Raw genomic sequence first — 21,610 nt, 5'->3', positions numbered from 1 at the left:
ATGAGGTAGAAATCAATGGGGTGAAGCTATGTCTGTAGTAGGTGAAGAAAGAAAGCGAACCATTCTTGAGAAGGTAGAGTTTAAAGGGAAAGTAAAAGTTTCAGAGTTAGCGAGAGAGTTTGCTGTATCAACAGAGACGATTCGTCGTTATTTAGAAGAATTGGATCGTGAAAAGAAGTTGAAGAAAGTGTATGGTGGAGCCGTCCAACTTCCGGGAGCTGGAATAGAGGCACCAATGTTAGAACGAGAGATGCTGCATATAGAAGAGAAGAAGAGAATTGGGTATAAAGCAGCAACGTTTGTGGAAGATGGAGATGTGATTGCGATTGATGATGGAAGTACACCACTTCAAATGGTGCCATATCTTGTTCATCGTAAAAATTTAACGATTGTAACAAGTTCATTTCCAGTAGCTACACAATTAATTTCTTCTATTAATAAAAAGATGTTTCACGGTGAGGTTTTATTTATTGGTGGAAAAGTCTCTCCAAAGCATTCACGTGTGTCAGGGTCTATTTCGCAGCAAGTAATCCAGCAATTTCATTTTCATAAAGCATTCGTTTCGATTGATGGATTGTTACCTGGTTTTGGGGTTTCTAGTTTTGAATTAGAAAAGGCGAAATTGTCAGAAGCGATGCTGAAATTAGCGGAGAAAACATATATTTTATGTGATCATACAAAAGTAGGGGTAAAAGGAAATTACCGAATAGCAGCATTTTCACGTATTCAACATGTAATTTGTGATAAGAAAATGCCCTATAGTTTTGAAGAGGAAGTCAAAAAGCATAATATTCAATGGACAATTTGCTAAATAAATTGAACTCCCACCTGTTTTTGAGGTGGGAGTTTTACTGTCCGCAAATAGCAGGATAAAAGATTTGTATGTATGCAAAAAGTGGACACATTTTCTCATCTCTTTCATATAATTTACCAATACAAAAAAAGTTGGTCGAAGGAAAGAAGGGAGAAGCATGTCAGAACGGATATATAATAAACTTGTATTGTATGCAAATATTTTGCAAAAAATTGGTTTTATTAATGAAAAAGAAAAAAGTGAAATTCTTCATATGCTAGGTAAAAAGGCCCTTTGATTAAAGGGTTTTTTATTTTTTATCTTTGGAAATATAAACTTAATGTAATATTATCATTGACAATGATAATGATATTCATTATCATTTATTTGTAGGTAATTGATAACATTTATCAATTATAAAAATTATATATGATAGGGGATATTATTTTGAAAAAAAGTTATATTAAGGCGCTAGTAGTAGCCACAACATTAGCAATTCCATTTGCTACATACTCTACTCCAGCATTAGCAGCACTAAAAGCTGAAGCAAACCAGTCGGTGGCGGCAGTTAGTGAACGTACATACGATACTGAGATTAAAATATATAAGGATCAAAAAGATGAGCCATCTATGGTTTCTCAGTACATAAAAAATCCTAAAGTAGCAATTGAAAATGGGAAAAAAATCGTTACTGTAACAATACAAGATAGCGATTATTTTCAATATCTTAGAATAGAGGATAAAAACCAACCTGGTGTATTTCAGGATGTGAAAGTTTTATCAGAAGATAAGAGGAAAAATGGAACGAAAGTAGTCCAATTTGAAATTGGCGAATTCGAGAAGAAGCATAATATGCAAATGCATATACTTATTCCGGCCATCGGATATGATCACAAATATCAAGTTCAATTTGAAATCAAAGATCCAACTGTAGGTGACAAAGAAACAGAGAAACCAGATGATAACTCTAATTCAGGCAATACGGAAACAGATCATCCAGTTGATAGTCAAAATATGATAACAGATAACAAATTAAGAGAACTTGTTAATAAAAAAGTATTTAATAGAAAAGATTTAAATACACCAATTACGAAAGAGGAGTTATTACAAGTAAAAGACTTGTTTTTAAACACGAATGAGATTCTTGATTATAGTGCATTAAAATATATGCCAAATTTAAAATCTTTAACAGTTGCGAATGCGAAGATAACAGATCCGTCGTTCTTTGCGAATTTAAAGCAATTAAATCATTTAGCTTTGCGTGGTAATGAATTTTCAGATGTAACAGCACTTGTTAAGATGGATAATTTAGCATCTCTTGATTTGAGTAATAATAAAATTACAAATGTTGCACCACTCATTGAAATGAAAAATGTAAAAAGTTTATATCTATCAGGCAACCAAATAGAAGACGTAACAGCATTAGCTAAAATGGAACAACTAGATTACTTGAATTTAGCAAATAATAAAATTACGAATGTTGCTCCATTAAGCGCGTTGAAAAATGTAACATACTTAACTTTAGCAGGTAATCAAATTGAAGATATTAAACCGTTATATTCATTACCTTTAAAAGACTTAGTATTAACGCGTAATAAAGTTAAAGATTTATCGGGTATTGATCAAATGAATCAATTAAATAAATTATTTATCGGGAAAAATCAAATTGAAGATGTGACACCACTTGCTAAAATGACCCAGCTTACAGAATTAGATTTACCTAATAATGAGTTAAAGGATATTACGCCATTATCAAATCTAGTAAACTTACAAAAACTTGATTTAGAAGCAAATTATATTTCAGACTTATCGCCAGTTAGTAAGTTGAATAAGTTAGTATATTTAAGTTTTGTTGCAAATGAAATCCGCGATGTTAGACCAGTAATAGAGCTAAGTAAGAAGGCTTATATTAATATTCAAAACCAAAAAGTCTTTCTAGAGGATACAGAAGTAAATAAAGAAGTAAAAGTACCTATATACGAAAAAGACGGCGAGGTATCTACCAAAATCCGTCTGAAGAGTGATGGTGGTACGTATAGTAATGGTGTAGTGAAATGGAGTACACCAGGTGAGAAAGTATATGAATTTGGGGTGAAAGATCCATTTGCGGATACAGGAATCTTCTTTACAGGATCTGTAATTCAAAATGTAGTAGAAAGTAAAGGGGACAACAATTCTAAAGAAGACAATACTTCTAAAGAAGATGAAAAAGTAGAAGTAGTAGAATTTAAAGATGTACCAAAAGGACATTGGTCAGAAGAAGCAATTCATTATTTAGCGAAAGAAAATATTTTCAAGGGATATGGAAATGGACAATTTGGATTTGGGGATAGTATTACTCGTGGACAAGTTGCGTCTTTAGTACAAAGGTACTTGAAATTAGAAAATAAAGTAGAGCAGAAAGAGAGATTTACAGATACGAAAGGGCATATGTTTGAGCAAGATATTGCCACAGTTGCGCAGGCTGGAATTATGCAAGGAGATGGTACTGGGGAGTTTCGTCCAGATGGAGTATTAACTCGATACGAAATGTCTGTAGTATTATATAAAGTATTTCAGTTAAAAGAAGATAGAAATAATAAAGTGAACTTTACTGATGTACCGACTGGTCATTGGGCAGAAGGATATGTGAAAGCGTTAGCGGATAATAATATATCAAAAGGTGATGGAAAAGGAAACTTTTTAGGTGATGATTTCGTAACACGTGAACAATATGCACAGTTTTTATATAACGCAATAAAGAAATAAAAGATGAGAAAATACGTTATTCTTTGATTTAAAAAGAATAACGTATTTTTTATGTACAAAATGAAATAGGGAATAGACAGAAGTATAGATATATGAATGGCCCATTTTAAAGAAGAGCTGTGAAACTATATTGACAAAAAGGCGTTCTCATGTGATAATTCAATTAAATTTTTAGAATAATCAAAAAATATTCCTTTTACATAGAAAGGATTCGAACATTATATAAATATTATGCCGGGGGTGACGAAATGTTATTTTTTCTAAAAAAATGGAATGAATTAAAAGATGTGAAATCTGAATTGGCACTTCGTGATTGGTTTTATGGTACAAAAATTAGTTTATCACTCTGTACGTCAAAAGAGCCGTTAACTTTTTTAGTAAACGTTGAGGGAAGAGATAAAGGGTTATTTTCAGAAGAAGACTTTATTGTTGTTAATTGTATGTGTGAGCCAGTATTTGAAAATGAAGGAAAACCAGCTGCAGAATCATTTATGCATGCGGATATTTATAAAAAAAGTAGTGCAGAATGTATTTTACAAGTGCAGACTGTAGATAGCCATTTAATATCAGAGTTATATGGAGAAACAGGGGAAGTAACATTCGATAAACGTAGCGTGGAACGTGTTTTTGGAAAAGAAGGTATAACAGAAATGACAATTCCCATTGTAGAAGATGAGAAAAAATTCGCTGATTTATTAGAAAATAATGTGCCGAATTTTATTGAAGGTGGAGGAGTAGTTCTTGTTCATAATTATGGCATGATTGTGTGGGGGAAAACTCCAGAAGAAGCGAAAAAATGGCTAGAGGGTATAGAATATTTAATGAATTACCATGTAAAGTTGTTAATGATAAAAGGTGCAAAGAGCTCTGTTATATAAAATGTTTGTGACGTCGTTACAAGTCAATAAAAAATGAAAGCGTTTTAAAAATAATTTTACTCATAAAATATAGGTCTCCTTATTATATATAGATTACATGTTGACATGTAAGGAGGAACATATTTTGCGAGTTAAATACCATTTTCTCCCAAAACAACAAGTGACATTTTGCAAAATGAACGATTCAGGTGAAGAGGCTTTGCACATTATGAATGAAACGGGATTTCGAGCAATCCCTGTATTAGCAGAAGATGAAAAGAAATTCATAGGGATTATTTATAAAGTAGATCTTTTAGAAAAGAAGTGTAATAGCGGATTAGAGAAATTAAGTACGGAACATATGCTGGGAGATTCCTCTGCATTTATTTTTGAAAAGGATTCTTTTTTTAGAGCATTTTATGTTATTCGTCGACTTCCATTTTTAGCTGTGTTAAATGATTATAATGAATTTGTCGGTATCTTAACGCATTCCAATATATTTGATGTTATTGAAGATTCATTCGGTATGCGGACGGGTGGTTATATATTAACAATTGCAACACAAGATTGTAAGGGAACGATTAAAGAACTTGGGACATTGTTGAAAGCATTTAATATCGGTGGATTATTTACGCTAGATAACGGTGATCAATATATTCGCCGCGTTATCGTAAATATAGCAGATGAGTTAAATGAAAAAAGATTAAAGCAATTAATTGAAAAAATAGAGAAAAAAGGATTTAGGGTGAGTCATGTAGATTATATTTAAGGTGAAAAGGAAAGGTACCAATTTGCTATATGCAAATTGGTACCTTTTTTAGTGCGAGTAATGAATCTTATTTTGAAACAGGAGGCGGAGATAATGCTAAATCAGATAAAAAAATAAAATCTGCATGTGCGCGAATGTTAGGAATAGAGGTTTCTATAACACGTGATGTAATTTCACCTGGAGGCCCAACGTGTCCGATAGCTACCATAATCGGTTTTTCTTGAAGTTTTTTTATGAGTAATTGGGCTTGTTTTGAAATATGTGCCGCTGTATACACATCATCAAAAAATAATTGGTTTTCAATAATAGGCACTCCTAATTCTTTCCCAATTTTTGGGACAACACTCTTAGGGTTTGTTTTGCTATCTAAATAAAATAAACCGTGTTTTTTACAAGCTACAAGTATAAGCCTTACAATTCTTTCGTCCGCGGTCACTTTTGATCCCATATGATTGTTCATCCCAATTGCATGTGGTACTTCTTGAATCGCTTGTTCGAGTCGGTTATTTATTTCTTCGTCGCTTAAATCAGTTGTAATTGCTTTTGGTCCAAGCCATTCTTTTTTACCTTTAATAGGTTCCATTGGCATATGTATAATAACTTCGTGCCCTTTCTTATGAGCCGCTATCGCATCTTCCTTTGTGGAAGGGAGAAAAGGCATAACGGCAACAGTCAGTGGAATAGGAAGTGATAACATTTTATCAGTCCCCTTCATATTATTGCCGAAGTCATCAATGACAATAGCGACTTTGTTTGTATGGGCCTTTGCTTGAACAGGAAACAAGAAGGATGGTAAGAACAGAGTGAATATAAGCAATGCAATCGTATATTTGCGCATATAAATATTTCCTTTCTATTTTATCCCGCTATTTGCGAGCAGTGAGGAATGAACAAAATCCCCAATGATTAAATTTTACTTTATCAATCATCATTATGTTTTGCGTTTTTACATAAATTAAACAAAAAATGTCGAAGAAAAGTATATGGAAAATAGAGAATCCGCTATTTAATTGGTATTTGTAAAAAAAGAAGATGAAAAAAATGTCTATTATTGCGAATGTATTTACAAAGATAGAATAATTTGTAATAATTCTCAAAGTGAGGGTAAAGATTTGTAAATTACAGGGAGAAAATGTTTAATTTTCTGATTCTTCAAATTCAAATATGATTAAGTAGTTAAAAGGCCAATGGAGAAGTAAAGTTGAGAGCATGGAAGTATAATAAGGGGGATATGAATGTTTACCGTAAAAAGGAAGTACACATTAGAAAAGCTTTCACGTGATATTCATATGAAACGTGAAGAAATGATTCAATTAGGTTTAACAAGTGGGTTAAATAGTATGGAGACAATTCAAGTGAGTCAAGAATTGGACAAGCTTATTTTACAGTACCAGTGTTATAAAGAAAAACAAACACCAAAATGGTTATCAATTATAAAGGTACCTATTTTTCAAATTGGGTATGAAGGGAAATCAAGTAATTTTTGGCGAATGCTTGTGGCTGGTTTTATGAAATAAGTATAATTACCCTTTTGGGATAAGGATAATTATACTAGGTGTAACGGAATTTCGATATGAACTGTAGTTCCTTCGTTTTCTATACTATCAATAAAAATATGCCCATTGTACATCTCTACAATTCGTTTACATATGACAAGTCCAAGACCGGTTCCAGTATCTTTATTAGTAAAGAACGGATGAAAGAGGTGTTTTTGAATATGTTTCGGAATTCCTTTTCCAGTATCTGTAATATTCAATTGTGCGTGTGTTTCATTGTTTGTTACGGAAATGGTCAGTGTGTCACCAGAATTCATGGCTTCAATTGCATTTTTTGTAATGTTTAAAACCACTTGTTTCATATGGTCTTTTGAGCAATGGATATGAACAGGATGGTCTGGCAAATGTAAATGGAATACAATGTTATGTAGATTCGCCTCAGATTGAATAATTAATGCTACCTCATTTAGAATAGTTCTCACATCATATGTTTGTTCAATGATAGCAGTTGGCTTTCCAAGAATAAGAAATTCGCTTACAATTTCATTAATCCGTTCTATTTCTTGTTCGATGACGGAAAAATAAAACTGATCTTGTTCATCTTTATATTTCTCTTTTAATAGAGCGACGAGCCCTTTAATTCCGGTAAGAGGATTACGGATTTCGTGGGCTGTACTAGCTGCAAAAGTTCCAACCAATTCAATTTTTTGTAGTTCATTTTGTTGTCTTTCCAGTTTTGTTTGACGTTTTAACAACATATATTGAGCAAGTAAAAATAAAATAGACATTAAAAATAAAGTAGCTATACACTCTATTGCAACCCACTGATATAAAGTTTTTTGATGGATAGGCAATGGAGAAACAGAGACCTTCCAATTTAATCTTTTGAGTGGGGTAGTAAGCATGTTAGAATGCGCATCACTTGTTTCGTTATTATCATCGGTGAGAAAAACTACATCATGTTTATCAGTTACTTCAAAATGGTATTGTGGCTTAATGGCATTTAAAGATGATGAAATGTAGTCAAAGCGTAAACTTGCTAACAATAAGCCTGAGATTTTCTTCTGTTTATTGAAAATGGGAGAAGCAATCATAATAGCTTGATGTCCAAGAACCCGATCTGTAATGACTGATGATACAGTTGTTTTCTTCGTTTGCAATACGTCTTGAATATATTTGCGATCTGAGACATCAACAGGTGGTCGGTCGCCTTCGGATGCGATTGTAATGATGCCTTCTGGTGTAGCATAATATAAACCAGAAAAACGTGCATCGTTTCCATCCGTATCATGTACAATTTGTTTAACTCCATTTATATTTCCAGTCTCGGTTCCTACAACCTTTGAGAGCATTTCTAATGCGGAAATTGCTTCACCAAGGTGATGATCTAAATAGTCTCTATATAAAAAGAGAACCGTGTGAGCAGATAGTTTGTTTTCCTGCTTCATTTTATACGAATGATATGAATAAAATGTAGCACCAATTCCTATCGTTGGTAGAATAACAAGCACTATATATAAAACTATGCTGTGGAATTTGACTTTCAAATTTGGTACTCCTTCTTTTTTATTATCATTATATATAAACTATGTTAAAATTGTCATGTTTTTATTCAAGAATCATTCATAATATATTTGGGGAGAGGAAATGAATGAGTGAATACTCATTCGGAATTTACATGAAGTACTAAGTTGTTGTTTCTTTTTATTACTGAGAATTTAAGTGAAGGGTTGAAAGTTGTATGACATCAAATAATGAACGAGAAGATATTTCTCAATCTTTAAAAGTATTTATTGCATTATCTCGTGTACATCGTTCTGTTATGGATACTACAAATAAATCTATACAAAGTAACGGGTTAAATCCAACTGAATTTGCTGTATTAGAACTGCTATATCATAAAGGTGGTCAACCACTTCAGCAAATTGGTGAGCGTATTTTAATAGCTAGTGGCAGCATTACATATGTTGTAGATAAGCTAGAGAAAAAGGGACTAGTAAAGAGAATTCCGTGCCCGAATGACAGACGTGTTATTTATGCACAACTAACTGAATCTGGAGAGAGCTTTATTGCTTCTATTTTTCCAGGGCATGAGCAAGTTATACATCAGTCTTTTGAAATGTTAACGAAAGAGGAAAAGGATGAATTACTTGATCTATTAAAAAAGATTGGAAAATATGAAAAATGATAGTATGTTCCAAAAGAGCTTTGGATAAAGAGATCCAAGGCTCTTTTGTTTACATGTAATTATGACAGCATCTGCCGTATTTTGTTGAAGAATAAGAGGAGATTTGTAAGTAAGCATTGAATTATAGTAAGGATGCACATAATGGAGAGGAGGCTCGTTCATGTCATTTAAAGACTATGAATATAAACGGCCAAATATTGAAGAATTAAAAGCAAAGTTTACTGTTGCTTTAGAGAAGTTTGATAACGTAAAAACGGTAGAAGAACAAAAACAAGTCATCAATTCAATTAACGAAATTCGCAACGACTTCGGTACAATGGGGAATCTTTGTTACATTCGTCATTCTGTTGATACGACAGATGCTTTTTATAAGGAAGAGCAAGATTTCTTTGATGAATTCTCTCCAGTTGTACAAGGATATGGTACAAAGTATTATAATGCGTTAATTCATTCTCCATTCCGTGAAGAATTAGAAGCGTATTATGGAAAGCAATTATTTGCTTTAGCGGAGTGTGATTTGAAAACATACTCCGATGAAGTTGTGAAAGATTTACAATTAGAGAATAAATTATCTTCACAATATACGCAGTTATTGGCATCTGCAAAAATTGACTTTGCAGGAGAAGAAAGAACGTTATCACAGCTTATTCCATTTATGCAAGGGAAAGAAAGAAGTGAACGTAAAGTAGCAAGTGAAGCATATTACGGATTTTTAGCTGAGAATGAGGAAGAGTTAGATCGTATTTATGATGAGCTTGTTAAAGTGAGAACGAAAATCGCCAAATCTTTAGGTTTCAAAAACTTTGTTGAACTTGGATATGCAAGAATGTACCGTACAGATTATAATGCGGAAATGGTGGCGAATTATCGTCAGCAAGTACTTGATTATATCGTTCCAGTTACAACGGAATTAAGAAAACGACAACAAGCACGTATCGGTGTAGAGAAGTTAGCGTATTACGACGAAAACTTTGAGTTTGCTACTGGTAATCCAACTCCAAAAGGAGATGCGGATTGGATTGTAAATCATGGGAAAACGATGTATAAAGAGTTATCGGCTGAAACGGATGAATTTTTCAATTTCATGCTAGATAATGATTTATTAGATTTAGTTGCGAAAAAAGGAAAAGCTGGTGGCGGATATTGTACATATATTGAGAATTATAAAGCGCCATTTATTTTCTCAAACTTCAATGGAACATCTGGCGACATTGATGTATTAACACATGAAGCTGGTCATGCTTTCCAAGTATATGAAAGCCGTAAGTTTGAAATTCCAGAATACAATTGGCCAACGTATGAAGCATGTGAAATTCATTCTATGAGTATGGAATTCTTTACATGGCCATGGATGAAGTCATTCTTTGAAGAAGATGCAGATAAATATTATTTCTCTCACTTAAGTTCAGCACTTCTGTTTTTACCGTATGGTGTATCTGTTGACGAATATCAACATTATGTATATGAAAATCCAGAAGCATCACCAGAAGAGCGTAAGACAGCATGGCGGAATATAGAGAAAAAGTATTTGCCGCATCGTGATTATGAAGATAATGATTATTTAGAGCGCGGTGGATTCTGGCAACGTCAAGGACATATTTATAGCTCGCCGTTCTACTATATCGACTACACATTAGCACAAATTTGCGCACTGCAATTTTGGAAACGTGCAAGAGATAATAGACAAGAGGCGTGGGAAGATTATGTAAATCTGTGCCAACAAGGTGGAAGTAAATCATTCTTGGAATTAGTAGAAGTTGCAAATTTAACATCACCATTTGCTGAAGGCTGTGTGAAAAGTGTCATTACAGAAATTGAAGCGTGGCTACATGCGATTGACGACACAAAATTGTAAAAAACATGCGCTTTTTTTCACATGTTTAACATCGACATAACTAGAAAATGATGAGATAATAAAAGAAAATTCAGAATACTAAAGAGGTGTTTCTAATAAGGAGCACCTCTTTTCACCAACAAAAAGGGGGGAAAGAATTATGCTTCAATCAAATATGGATGTGAGTTTAGAAAGTTTGGTGAACTCATTACAGTCTACTCGAAGCACGCTATTATCAGAAATTGAAATGTTAAATGATACAGAAGTGAATGTAAAGCCACGTCGTGATAAATGGAGTATTATTCAAATTTTGCATCACTTGCATTTAGTTGAACAATCAGTTACGTCTGCCCTTGTATATGCTTTACAAAAAAATGAAAGAAACACGACTCCATTTAAAGACCTCCAACTTACGCTTGATCGCACATATAAACGAGAAGCTCCTCAGCAAATGCAACCAACAGAAACGTTAATGAAAAAACAGCAAGGAATTCAATTACTAGAACATTCACGACAAGAACTATTACACGCGCTTCATAGTGTGATAGATGAAAAAGATTTATTTGAAAATGGATTAAAGCATCCTATTTTTAATGATTTGAATTTGTATCAGTGGGTTCAATTTCTTGATTTGCATGAACAAAGACATCTTACGCAGTTAAAAGAGGCGAAACACGCAATTTTGCAACGATAATCAGAAGGAAGTGGGAGACCACTTCTTTTTTTGATACGTGCATAGTTTTCTTTCTTATTTTGGAATACTACATGGAGAAAGAACAGAAGGAGTTGAAAAGTATGTCCAAGAAAAAGAAAGAAGAAGAGCGCGCGTGGAAAGCACATAAAGAAAATCAAAAACCACATGGTAAAGTGAAAGCCTTTGCTGAATTAGTCGAAGGAACAGAAAAAACGTGATGAGTATTTCATCACGTTTTTTGTATGAGTGGAAAAGTTAATAAGAAGGTTGTACCTGTACCTTTTTCGCTTATAATATCAATTTTTCCGTTCATAGCTTGAACAACACTGAATACGACCATCATTCCAAGACCAGTTCCTTTTTCTTTCGTTGAGTAGAAAGGGGATCCAAGGCGCTTCACTTGTTCGGTATCCATACCGATTCCTGTATCTTTTATATATAACTGAATATGTTTATGAACAGGAACTAATGTGAAATAAAGATCACCGCCTTTTGGCATGGCCTCAATGCAGTTTTTTAAAATATTTAACAAGCATTGATTTAGTTTTTGTTTTTCTCCCGCGATAAAAAAAGAAGTGCTTTGCTTTATATAATGTGTACGCACATTTGCTAAATTAGCAAGCGGTGTAATTAACGATAATGCATGTAGTAGTTCTTCTTCTAACTGTAATCTTTGTTCTTTTTCAATACTTGGTTTTGCAAAGGTTAAATAATCTGTAAGAACGTGGTTTGCTTGTTCGATTCCGTTGATGGCTATGTCAATATATAATTTTCGCTCCTGCTCAGTACATGTATCTGATTGTAAAAGTTGCAAAAATCCTTTCGTTGAAGTTAATGGATTGCGAATTTCATGAGAGATAGACGCTGCCATTTCACCAATTAAATGAAATTTTTCAGCATTCATAAGTTCATTTTGGAGACGAACTTGAGTTTGTAATATGTGTAGTAAATATAAAATAAGTATCGTACCAAGTATCGTACATAACTCATACACAATAATATGTGGTATATAATCAGCCTTGTTTGTAACCTTTGAAAGGAAGAAAGGTATCCAACTAAATCCGTATGTGAGACTGTAGATAATAGCAAGTACTATTTTTATACGATTAGAAGTTCGGTTGAAAAATTTGTATGTAAATAATAGGACAATAAATAGAAGGATAGAACCGATAAGCGATGGGAAAACACCTATTCCTCCTAATAAGAAGCGGTATATATTTAATACAACTAATATAGATCCACCAGCAATAGGACCTCCGGTTAATGTACCGACAATTAATACGATATGACGCATATCAAATTGAAATCCATAATTTGTTTTTGCTGCGAAAGTGATACATAGTATAGTAACGAGGCAACATAATACAATAAATATAGCTGAATTTAATTTAGGAGAACGTTTCCCTTTTTGATTCCAAAATAAATGGTATACGAGCATTGTAACAAGGATGAATAATATATTTAAAAAGAGATAAATAATAAAGGGTTTCAGTGGGGTGCCTCCTCTCTTCTTACATTAAATTAATCATACTATAAAATGAAAGAAATGAGATGAGAAATAGCGGAAAAATCAGAAATTTTTTCTGGTAGTATACAATATGTTACAATAACCTTTGTCAATGAAAGAAGGAATTCCGTGCAATGCACGGGAGAGGTTCGCGAACTCCCTCTATAAAAAACTATGGAAACAACAATATCTTTAGGTATTGTTTTGTTTTTTTTATTGTGACAGTTCAAGAACGTTCTTTCTTCTTATTCGTAGTAGAGAAGGAGAATGAGTGAAATGAAAAAAGAAAAGGCAGTTGTTGTTTTTAGTGGAGGACAAGATAGTACGACATGTTTATTTTGGGCAATAGAGCAGTTTGCAGAAGTAGAGGCTGTAACGTTTAATTACAATCAACGTCATAAGCTAGAAATTGATTGTGCAGCGGAAATTGCGAAAGAGCTAGGAATTAAACATACGGTGCTAGATATGAGTCTATTAAATCAACTTGCTCCAAATGCGTTAACGAGAACGGATATGGAGATTACACATGAAGAAGGTGAATTGCCATCGACGTTTGTAGATGGACGAAATTTACTATTCCTATCATTTGCTGCTGTATTAGCAAAACAAGTTGGAGCACGTCATATTGTAACGGGTGTATGTGAAACTGATTTTAGTGGTTATCCAGATTGCCGTGACGTGTTTGTGAAATCGTTAAACGTTACTTTAAATTTATCCATGGATTATCCGTTCGTAATTCATACACCACTTATGTGGATTGATAAAGCGGAAACATGGAAATTATCAGATGAACTTGGAGCATTCGAGTTTGTTCGAGAAAAAACATTAACATGTTATAACGGAATTATTGGTGATGGTTGCGGTGAATGTCCAGCATGTCAACTTCGTAAAGCAGGATTAGATACGTACCTACAAGAACGCGAAGGAGCGAGTAACTAATGGATAACTTCTTTGGATTTCGCATCGTAGAAAATTTGCAAAAAATGGACAAGGATATTCAGCGTAAACAGCTTAAATATCATAATAAAAGAGTAATGGTCAGCAAGGAATTTACATTTGATGCAGCACACCATTTACACTGTTATGAAGGGAAATGTAAAAACTTACATGGGCACACATATAAAGTTGTATTTGGGATTAGTGGATATGTGAATGAAATAGGTCTTGCGATTGACTTTGGAGATATAAAAGAAATTTGGAAGAATGAAATAGAAATTTATTTAGACCATCGTTATTTAAACGAAACGTTACCAGCCATGAATACGACTGCTGAAAACATGGTCGTTTGGATTTACGAAAAAATGGCAGAAGCATTAATAAAAGATAATCGTGCGAACGAATATAAAGGAGCTCGTGTTGAATTTGTTCGTCTTTTCGAGACGCCAACTAGTTATGCGGAAGTAAGACGGGAGTGGATGCTCGATGAGTAAAATCCCTGTCTTAGAAATATTTGGTCCGACTATTCAAGGCGAAGGAATGGTTGTGGGACAAAAGACGATGTTTATCCGTACAGCAGGTTGTGATTATAGCTGCGCATGGTGTGATTCTGCTTTTACGTGGGATGGATCGGCTAAGGATCAAATTAGACAGATGACAGCAGAGGACGTTTGGAACGAGCTTGTAGAAATTGGTGGCGAAAATTTTTCTCATGTTACGATTTCAGGTGGAAATCCAGCATTGTTGAAAAATATTGAGTTTCTTCTTTCTATATTAAAAGAGAATGGAATGCGGACGGCAATCGAAACGCAAGGGAGTAAATGGCAAGATTGGTTACTTCAAATTGATGAGATAACGATTTCTCCAAAACCACCAAGTTCGACGATGAAGACTGATTTTCAGAAGTTAGATGCTGTTATTCAGAAACTAGCAGAAAAAGATATTAGTTTAAAGGTAGTAGTATTTGACGATTATGACTTTGAGTATGCAGTTAAGATGCACGAACGTTATCCAGATGTTCCATTCTTCTTACAAGTAGGGAATGATGATACAAAAACTGTGGATGATGCGATGCTGATTAAAAAATTATTAGATAAGTATGAGTGGCTTATTGAAAAAGCGGTTAACTGTAAAGAGATGAATAATGCAAAAGTATTGCCGCAGCTTCATGCGTTAGTATGGGGAAATAAACGCGGAGTATAATGAGAAGGGATGTTTAACATGGCAGGTAGATTAGATGAAGATTTAAAAGATGTAACATTATTAGGAAATCAAAATACAAAATATTTATTTGAATATAGCCCGGACATTTTAGAGGTATTTGATAATAATCATCCAAACCGTGATTATTTTGTGAAATTCAATTGCCCTGAATTTACAAGCTTATGTCCGAAAACAGGCCAACCAGATTTTGCAACAATTTATATTAGCTACATTCCAGAACAAAGAATGGTAGAGAGTAAATCTTTAAAGCTATATTTATTTAGTTTCCGCAATCATGGTGACTTCCACGAAGATTGCATGAACGTTATTATGAATGATTTAATTAAATTAATGGATCCGCGTTACATTGAGGTATGGGGGAAATTCACACCACGTGGAGGGATTTCAATTGATCCTTACTGCAACTACGGTCGCCCAGGCACGAAGTATGAAAAAATGGCAGACTACCGCATGATGAACCATGATCTATATCCAGAAACAATTGATAATCGTTAATATATAATAGAAAGAAAGGATCTGTATAACATACAGATCCTTTCTTTCTATTATATTATGCATTTTGATTAATGACAGTATAGTTTTTATGACTTACAACTGTAAGAGGTTCCATATCTAGTTCTCTAAAATTTTCCATAATTGTTATATCTACAATAACGGAGTTTTGATTTACTTTTTGAACACGGCCTTGCATTCCACCTTTAAATTCAATGATATCTCCAGTTTCTGCGATCTGCATAAGCAACTCTCCTTGTTACAGTTTTCCAAAAAAAGAATAATTTTGGTTTTTTTTATTTCCTCTTATTTTGAACCATATTGTCTAGTTTGTAAATGTTTCCAAAGTAAAAATTCGAAAAATATTCACATTTTGTAAGAAAATATGCAAGAACTCCAAGTTATTAGAAAAAAGAACGGTTTAAATGCGTGCATCTTTATATAGGGGTATAATGAAAAATATACAATAACCTACTAAAGTGGGAGAAATTAGAGGCGGTAAAATGATGTTTGAATTTGTGGGGAGTGTTATAGCGTTAACTTTATTTGTATTTTCTTATATAAATTTAAAAAAGATTCGTCATCATGAAACGACTACATATTTTGATGGGATGGATGGTATACATGCTTCAATCACACATGAGAGTGGCGGGGATATGTAAAGGTGTATAACTTTCTTTTTTTGCGTGGTATGATATGTAAAAATAGTACATAATAGAGTTCGTAAGTGATGAATGGAGAGTGGAAAGAATGAAGATTTCTTTTATTCGTCATGGTCGCTTAGATCGTACTATAGAACCAATGACGGTTACATCCTTTCATGAATGGATGAAAGGATATGACTTACATACTATAACAGAAAAAGCACCTATACCAATGGAAACAATGGAAGCGGTTGAAGCAGCAAAGTTGATTGTAACGAGTGATCAAAGGTGTGCTATACAGTCAGCAGCTGAATTAATGAATTCTTTATCTTTTATGCAAAATTCTCTTTTTAGGGAAGCTGAAATTCCGACGAGTTTTTATGCTCCAACATGGTTGAAATGTAAACCTAACGTATGGATGTTTATCGGGCGAACATTATGGATACTTGGTTACCATAAAGGTGTTGAGTCTTATAAGGAAGTAAGAGAGAGGGCAAGGCAAGCAGCTTACTTATTACACCGTTATGCTCTCGTACATGGAAGTATTGCTCTTGTAGGTCATAATTATATGAATGCAATGGTTGGTGCGGAGCTGAGAGCGATGGGATGGTCTGGTTCTCCTATTTTACATAGGAAGCCATGGGGATGTACAACCTATACATTCCACGAAGCGATGGATGGAAATGTATTAAATACAAATTTAACATAAAAGCACACGATTTATATATAAATCGTGTGCTTACTTTTTAAGATATAGAAATTTTGATGTTTAATGTTTTTACGAGATGTGCATAAGGTTCGCCTACAAGCATAACGATTTGATCTTTTTTATAACCTAGTTTTTCATATAGTGAATAGGCACGTGTGTTTTCTAAATTAACAAGTAATGCGATTTTTTCATGCTCCTGTTCAGTTGCATAGATTTCAGCAGCTTCAATTAATTTAGAACCGATTCCTTTTCCACCATATGCACTTGAGACCGATAATGTATCAATGTAATATTCATCAAGCTCAGCTTCTTTTTCTAACGTAATCGATTCATCTTTATGTAATTCTCTTAAGTGACGTACAATTGGTGCATCAAGCATTGTTGCTTCACTACCGTGATAAGCGACAATAATTCCAATCGCAATTCCGTCTTGTTCATATACAAAACAGTTTTCGTAGCTCAGTCGATTTCTCTTTTTTGAGAACCATGTTTCAAGTCCTAGTAATACTTCTGTCTCAACAGTGCTACCTGTGATTTTTTCAGCAATTTCGTGCAGAGCGTTATATAATAAAGGCGCAATTGCCATCGCATCTGTCTTTTTTGCTTTCCGAATCATAGTATCCCTCCTAGTTCTATTTATATATTGTAGCATAGTGGTATGGAACTTTGCATAATTGAATGTCGAAATGTTTGATATAGAGAAGTAGCTATGTTAGTATATGATATTTAGTGGACATATAGTAAAGTGATATCGTTTGTGAATAATGAAAATGAAATGAAGGTATAGCACCTGGATAATTTTACAGTTGTTGACCTATAGAATATACGATAAAATAAAATATTGCATAGAGGTGAAATACATGGATGAACAATTAGCAAATACAATTTTGGATCAGCTGAAAAATGGTGAAATAAAGGAGTATGTTGCAACGAAAGATGTATTTTATACGTTTAGGAAAGTTGTAGTAGGGCGTGAAGATTTTAAACATATTATTGGGAACGCGCAGCGCGGCGGACAAGTAATCTATACATATTCAGAAACGCCACGTTCGTAACTAGAAGAATATAGGGGAGGAGAATTATGGGCGATTTTAAACAAGGCATATTACCGCATTGGGATTATATGTGGAAAGATAGAGCCGGAAATAGGTTTATGGGGATGGTCATGTACCCAGAGAAACGAAAGTGTTCGGCAAAAATGCTTCAGAAAATAAAAAGAGCATATGAAGAGGCTGTAGAAATTAAAGTAACTGTACAAGTTCAACATACATTTCAGTACGTAGAAGGAATGATTGTGTACTTTGATGAAGAAGCTCCTGTATGTACAATGATTGATAAAGATGAAAATCCACATCATATATTTGTAAAAGATATTTTGCGTATTGAGCACTCTGAATAATCTTTTCATAAATAAGTTGAATTTCCATAATAATAATCTTTTTCTATAATAGTTATCTTTTAGTATGTAACGCGAACCGAAAGTATATGTATAATATTTAATAAACTAAAATTGATAAATGTAATCGTTTTTTAGAACAGATTATCGTTTCATGTCTGTTCTTTTTTGCGTGATGCTGGAGAAATATATTCCTCCAGCATTTGCCGTTTTATGACAAAAAATATTGACAGCTTTTTTAAAAATAAGGTTAAATTCGTTGACAACTTTTTTGAAAAGCACTTTATTGACATGAGTTTTAGAATGTTGTTTCATAGTCATTGTATTGAAAAAAATTGACTGTCTTGTCGAAAAGTAAAATTTAAAAAAAGAAAGAATTTATACATATATCTTGTGTCTTATTTTGAAACGTAATACAATATATAGAGAAATCAAGAAACAACATACAGAGAGTATAGATTGGAGAGGGAGGGTCGGAAATGATAGTTGCATATGATTCTATGACAGGAAACGTAAAGCGTTTCATTCACAAATTAAATATGCCGGCCGTTCAAATTGGTGAAGATCTAGTAATAGATGAAGACTTTGTTTTAATTACGTATACAACAGGTTTTGGCAATGTACCAGAACGTGTTTTAGAATTTTTAGAGCGCAATAATGAAAAATTAAAAGGCGTATCTGCAAGCGGCAATCGTAACTGGGGAGACATGTTCGGTGCAAGTGCTGACAAAATTTCTGCTAAATATGAAGTGCCTATTGTATCAAAATTTGAGTTATCAGGAACAAATAACGATGTAGAATATTTTAAGGAAAGGGTGCGGGAGATTGCGACACATTGAACTGAATAATGAAATCACGCAAATGCAGGACGGTTTTTATCAGCTTCATAAAGATAAAGAGGCATTAGAAGTCTTTATGGAAGAAGCTAGAGAGAATACCGTTCCTTTTAATAGCGTGGCAGAGCGAATGGAGTATATGAAAGAACATGATTACTATTACAACGTTCTGGACGAGTATAGCTTGGAGGAAGTAGAAGAGGTATATAACATCGCTTATGGTGAAAACTTCGAGTTCCAATCTTATATGGCAGCATCTAAGTTCTACAAAGATTATGCGTTAAAAACAAATGATCAAAAACAATACTTAGAAAGCTATGAAGATCGTGTAGCAATTGTTTCATTATACTTAGGACGCGGTGATGTTGCGAAGGCAAAACACTTCGCAAGCATGATTGTAAAACAAAACTACCAACCAGCGACACCAACCTTTTTAAATGCGGGACGAAGCAGAAGAGGAGAAATGGTGTCTTGTTTCTTGTTAGAGATGGATGATAGCTTAAATTCAATCGGCTTTAATATTAATACTGCAATGCAATTATCGAAAATCGGCGGGGGAGTAGCTTTAAACTTATCTAAGCTACGTGCACGCGGTGAGCAAATTAAAGGTATCGATAATGCTGCAAGTGGTGTAGTACCTGTTATGAAATTACTTGAAGATTCATTTTCATATGCGAATCAACTTGGGCAACGAAAAGGTGCCGGCGCAGTATACTTAAACATTTTCCATTGGGATATTATTGAATTCCTTGATACAAAAAAAATAAATGCCGATGAGAAGAGCCGTATTCAGTCTCTATCAATCGGAATTATCGTTCCAAGTAAGTTCTTTGAGCTTGCTGAGAAAAACGAACCTTTCCATGTTTTCGCGCCTTATACGGTGTATAAAGAATACGGAAAGCATTTAGATGATATAGACATTGATGAAATGTACGATGAATTAATGAGCAATCCGAAAGTGAAGAAGAAGCCGCTAGATATTAGTGCACGTGATATGCTTATTAAAATTGCTATGATTCAGCTTGAGTCTGGTTACCCATACTTAATGTTTAAATCAAATGCAAATAACCAACATCCACTGAAGGATATTGGAACTGTGAAGATGTCGAACTTGTGTTAAATATGTAGCACCTTCTAGTAGAAATGCTAGTCGAAAACTCCGTTAAACGGGGAAAGCCTCAAATTTGAGGTAACCTACCGTGCTAAATCTTATCTTAGAATGAAAATATAAAAGTTCAGAATGTATCTTATTATTTTGTATAGCAGAGTTATGGGACAACATAAAGTAATAAGAGACTTTCTGAAGTATTTAAGATAAGTAAAAGCCTAACGACTATCCCTTATGGGAGTAGAGCGCAAGCGATTGGCGTTCGAAAAGCGGAGCACCTAATCAGGTAATGCTGTAGGTGATGATATAGTCTGTCCTGTATGGTGACATACAGCAGTTGCATGAGCAACGGACTGAGGAGTAGCGGACTCGGTTGAACATTCGAGACAGAAATCTTCCAGCTTCAAGAAACTTCTGAAATAAATGATTACGGTACAGAGGATATTATCCGTCGTGATATTAACTGTAACTTAGGATCGTTAAATATCGTAAATGTAATGGAAAATAAAGAAATTCGTGAAGCTGTTCATGCGGGAATGGAAGCTTTAACAGCTGTGTCTGATATGACGATCATTCCGAATGCACCAACTGTGAAAAAAGCAAATGATGAGCTTCATTCAGTTGGACTTGGCGCAATGAACTTACACGGATATTTATCAAAAAACAAAATCGCATATGAAAGTGCAGAAGCGAAAGAGTTCGCTCGTACATTCTTTATGATGTTAAATTACTACTCTATTGAGAAAAGTATGGAAATCGCTAAAGAAAAAGGCGAAACATTTAAAGACTTTGATAAGTCTGATTATGCGAATGGCACATACTTTGAAAAGTACGAAACGACAGATTACAGCCCAGTAACTGAAAAAGTTCAGCAACTATTTGGAGGAATTCATATTCCAACAAAAGAAGATTGGACAAGTTTAAAAGAGCAAGTGAAGAAGAATGGATTATATAATTCATACCGTCTTGCTATCGCTCCAACACAATCTATCAGTTACGTTCAAAATGCAACTTCAAGCGTAATGCCGATCGTAAGTCAAATTGAATCAAGAACATATGCGAATGCGACAACATATTATCCAATGCCGTATTTATCAAAAGATACGTTCTGGTACTATAAATCTTCTTACGACATGAATCAGTTTAAATTAATTGATTTAATCGCAGAAATCCAAGAACATATTGACCAAGGAATTAGTACAATTCTTTACGTTAACAGCGATATTTCAACACGTGAGTTAGCACGTTACTACATTTATGCACATAAAAAAGGCTTGAAGAGTCTTTATTATACGAGAACACGTAAGTTAAGCGTGGAAGAGTGCGTAGCTTGTACCGTTTAATATAAAAAGTGAGACATCATGAGCAGGGTTTTCTGA

The 21,610-nt window shown here is 33.9% G+C and carries 24 protein-coding genes, 1 pseudogene and 1 riboswitch; of the genes and pseudogenes, 20 read left to right on the top strand and 5 right to left on the bottom strand.

Annotated features, from left to right (window positions below; translation table 11 throughout):
* Nucleotides 1-28 precede the first annotated feature (28 nt).
* The 4 genes from MKO96_RS07930 (at nucleotide 29) to cbpA (ending at nucleotide 5,167) form a co-directional block, all read left to right on the top strand.
* A complete protein-coding gene (locus MKO96_RS07930) occupies nucleotides 29-811 on the top strand; it encodes a DeoR/GlpR family DNA-binding transcription regulator (protein WP_000117658.1) in 783 nt (260 codons plus the stop codon).
* Nucleotides 812-1,240: 429 nt separating this feature from the next.
* Nucleotides 1,241-3,541, top strand: a complete 2,301-nt coding sequence (locus MKO96_RS07925) for an NEAT domain-containing leucine-rich repeat protein (protein WP_240587172.1) — start codon at nucleotides 1,241-1,243, stop codon at nucleotides 3,539-3,541.
* Nucleotides 3,542-3,789: 248 nt separating this feature from the next.
* A complete protein-coding gene (locus MKO96_RS07920; protein WP_087979885.1) occupies nucleotides 3,790-4,419 on the top strand; it encodes a class II aldolase/adducin family protein in 630 nt (209 codons plus the stop codon).
* A 124-nt stretch (nucleotides 4,420-4,543) separates the two neighbouring features.
* Complete coding sequence (gene cbpA / locus MKO96_RS07915) at nucleotides 4,544-5,167, top strand: cyclic di-AMP binding protein CbpA (protein ID WP_001264215.1); 624 nt, start codon at nucleotides 4,544-4,546, stop codon at nucleotides 5,165-5,167.
* Nucleotides 5,168-5,234: 67 nt separating this feature from the next.
* Here the strand turns inward: cbpA and MKO96_RS07910 are convergent, their stop codons facing one another.
* Entirely contained in the window at nucleotides 5,235-6,005 is a 771-nt protein-coding gene (locus MKO96_RS07910; protein WP_087979886.1) for a divergent polysaccharide deacetylase family protein, read from the bottom strand.
* A 397-nt stretch (nucleotides 6,006-6,402) separates the two neighbouring features.
* Here MKO96_RS07910 and MKO96_RS07905 point away from each other — a divergent pair, with 397 nt between their 5' ends.
* Complete coding sequence (locus MKO96_RS07905) at nucleotides 6,403-6,684, top strand: aspartyl-phosphate phosphatase Spo0E family protein (RefSeq protein WP_000495532.1); 282 nt, start codon at nucleotides 6,403-6,405, stop codon at nucleotides 6,682-6,684.
* Nucleotides 6,685-6,713: 29 nt separating this feature from the next.
* Here the strand turns inward: MKO96_RS07905 and MKO96_RS07900 are convergent, their stop codons facing one another.
* Nucleotides 6,714-8,210: a DUF3149 domain-containing protein gene (locus tag MKO96_RS07900; RefSeq protein WP_240587171.1), complete on the bottom strand. Its 1,497-nt coding sequence runs from the start codon at nucleotides 8,208-8,210 to the stop codon at nucleotides 6,714-6,716.
* A 194-nt stretch (nucleotides 8,211-8,404) separates the two neighbouring features.
* Between MKO96_RS07900 and MKO96_RS07895 the strand changes: the two genes are divergently transcribed.
* The 4 genes from MKO96_RS07895 to MKO96_RS07880 all read left to right on the top strand — a co-directional run bounded on the left by MKO96_RS07895 (nucleotide 8,405) and on the right by MKO96_RS07880 (nucleotide 11,597).
* Nucleotides 8,405-8,851 (top strand): MarR family winged helix-turn-helix transcriptional regulator, encoded by a 447-nt coding sequence (locus MKO96_RS07895; protein WP_000203345.1) that lies wholly within the window; start codon nucleotides 8,405-8,407, stop codon nucleotides 8,849-8,851.
* 160 nt (nucleotides 8,852-9,011) lie between these two features.
* Nucleotides 9,012-10,706, top strand: a complete 1,695-nt coding sequence (locus tag MKO96_RS07890) for a M3 family oligoendopeptidase (RefSeq protein WP_240587170.1) — start codon at nucleotides 9,012-9,014, stop codon at nucleotides 10,704-10,706.
* A gap of 139 nt (nucleotides 10,707-10,845) precedes the next feature.
* The gene (locus MKO96_RS07885) at nucleotides 10,846-11,379 is read left to right on the top strand and encodes a DinB family protein (protein ID WP_087979889.1); all 534 of its coding nucleotides are present in this window, start codon (nucleotides 10,846-10,848) and stop codon (nucleotides 11,377-11,379) included.
* Between the two features lie 101 nt (nucleotides 11,380-11,480).
* Nucleotides 11,481-11,597 (top strand): DUF6254 family protein, encoded by a 117-nt coding sequence (locus MKO96_RS07880; protein ID WP_240587169.1) that lies wholly within the window; start codon nucleotides 11,481-11,483, stop codon nucleotides 11,595-11,597.
* An 11-nt stretch (nucleotides 11,598-11,608) separates the two neighbouring features.
* Here the strand turns inward: MKO96_RS07880 and kinB are convergent, their stop codons facing one another.
* A complete protein-coding gene (gene kinB / locus MKO96_RS07875) occupies nucleotides 11,609-12,817 on the bottom strand; it encodes a sporulation sensor histidine kinase KinB (RefSeq protein ID WP_240587168.1) in 1,209 nt (402 codons plus the stop codon).
* 207 nt (nucleotides 12,818-13,024) lie between these two features.
* Nucleotides 13,025-13,068, top strand: a riboswitch (PreQ1 riboswitch).
* Nucleotides 13,069-13,162: 94 nt separating this feature from the next.
* Here kinB and queC point away from each other — a divergent pair.
* Genes queC through queF form a run of 4 tightly spaced genes read left to right on the top strand, consistent with a single transcriptional unit; the run spans nucleotide 13,163 to nucleotide 15,541 of the window.
* Nucleotides 13,163-13,825 (top strand): 7-cyano-7-deazaguanine synthase QueC, encoded by a 663-nt coding sequence (gene queC, locus MKO96_RS07870; protein ID WP_000711596.1) that lies wholly within the window; start codon nucleotides 13,163-13,165, stop codon nucleotides 13,823-13,825.
* Entirely contained in the window at nucleotides 13,825-14,316 is a 492-nt protein-coding gene (gene queD / locus MKO96_RS07865; RefSeq protein WP_000368410.1) for a 6-carboxytetrahydropterin synthase QueD, read from the top strand. The genes queC and queD overlap by 1 nt, the downstream gene beginning before the upstream one ends.
* Complete coding sequence (gene queE, locus MKO96_RS07860) at nucleotides 14,309-15,025, top strand: 7-carboxy-7-deazaguanine synthase QueE (protein WP_240587167.1); 717 nt, start codon at nucleotides 14,309-14,311, stop codon at nucleotides 15,023-15,025. Before queD ends, queE begins: the two co-directional genes overlap by 8 nt.
* Before the next feature lie 18 nt (nucleotides 15,026-15,043).
* Nucleotides 15,044-15,541: a preQ(1) synthase gene (gene queF / locus MKO96_RS07855; protein ID WP_240587166.1), complete on the top strand. Its 498-nt coding sequence runs from the start codon at nucleotides 15,044-15,046 to the stop codon at nucleotides 15,539-15,541.
* A 55-nt stretch (nucleotides 15,542-15,596) separates the two neighbouring features.
* Here the strand turns inward: queF and MKO96_RS07850 are convergent, their stop codons facing one another.
* Complete coding sequence (locus tag MKO96_RS07850; RefSeq protein WP_001165081.1) at nucleotides 15,597-15,782, bottom strand: YkvS family protein; 186 nt, start codon at nucleotides 15,780-15,782, stop codon at nucleotides 15,597-15,599.
* A 235-nt stretch (nucleotides 15,783-16,017) separates the two neighbouring features.
* On the opposite strand from MKO96_RS07850, the gene MKO96_RS07845 reads away from it, so the two are divergent.
* Together MKO96_RS07845 and MKO96_RS07840 are read left to right on the top strand one after the other, a co-directional pair.
* A complete protein-coding gene (locus tag MKO96_RS07845; protein ID WP_240587165.1) occupies nucleotides 16,018-16,200 on the top strand; it encodes a hypothetical protein in 183 nt (60 codons plus the stop codon).
* 88 nt (nucleotides 16,201-16,288) lie between these two features.
* The gene (locus tag MKO96_RS07840; protein WP_240587164.1) at nucleotides 16,289-16,891 is read left to right on the top strand and encodes a histidine phosphatase family protein; all 603 of its coding nucleotides are present in this window, start codon (nucleotides 16,289-16,291) and stop codon (nucleotides 16,889-16,891) included.
* Nucleotides 16,892-16,928: 37 nt separating this feature from the next.
* Here the strand turns inward: MKO96_RS07840 and MKO96_RS07835 are convergent, their stop codons facing one another.
* Entirely contained in the window at nucleotides 16,929-17,507 is a 579-nt protein-coding gene (locus tag MKO96_RS07835; RefSeq protein WP_087979895.1) for a GNAT family N-acetyltransferase, read from the bottom strand.
* Nucleotides 17,508-17,751: 244 nt separating this feature from the next.
* On the opposite strand from MKO96_RS07835, the gene MKO96_RS07830 reads away from it, so the two are divergent.
* The 5 genes and pseudogenes from MKO96_RS07830 (at nucleotide 17,752) to MKO96_RS07810 (ending at nucleotide 21,574) form a co-directional block, all read left to right on the top strand.
* Nucleotides 17,752-17,946: a hypothetical protein gene (locus MKO96_RS07830; RefSeq protein ID WP_000344283.1), complete on the top strand. Its 195-nt coding sequence runs from the start codon at nucleotides 17,752-17,754 to the stop codon at nucleotides 17,944-17,946.
* Nucleotides 17,947-17,972: 26 nt separating this feature from the next.
* Nucleotides 17,973-18,290, top strand: coding sequence for a hypothetical protein (locus tag MKO96_RS07825; RefSeq protein WP_000502200.1), 318 nt, complete (start codon nucleotides 17,973-17,975; stop codon nucleotides 18,288-18,290).
* A gap of 476 nt (nucleotides 18,291-18,766) precedes the next feature.
* Complete coding sequence (gene nrdI / locus MKO96_RS07820) at nucleotides 18,767-19,126, top strand: class Ib ribonucleoside-diphosphate reductase assembly flavoprotein NrdI (RefSeq protein WP_000634376.1); 360 nt, start codon at nucleotides 18,767-18,769, stop codon at nucleotides 19,124-19,126.
* Nucleotides 19,113-20,240 (top strand): annotated as a pseudogene (locus MKO96_RS07815) (ribonucleotide reductase N-terminal alpha domain-containing protein); the annotation flags it as partial. The gene nrdI and the pseudogene MKO96_RS07815, both read left to right, overlap by 14 nt.
* 383 nt (nucleotides 20,241-20,623) lie before the next feature.
* On the top strand, nucleotides 20,624-21,574 hold the full coding sequence (locus MKO96_RS07810) for a ribonucleotide reductase large subunit (protein ID WP_076536144.1): 951 nt from the start codon (nucleotides 20,624-20,626) through the stop codon (nucleotides 21,572-21,574).
* The last annotated feature ends 36 nt before the right edge of the window (nucleotides 21,575-21,610 follow it).

The organism is Bacillus sp. ES1-5 (assembly GCF_022487605.1).
GTDB lineage: Bacteria > Bacillota > Bacilli > Bacillales > Bacillaceae_G > Bacillus_A > Bacillus_A wiedmannii.
This window is presented reverse-complemented; position numbering and strand designations above follow the sequence as displayed.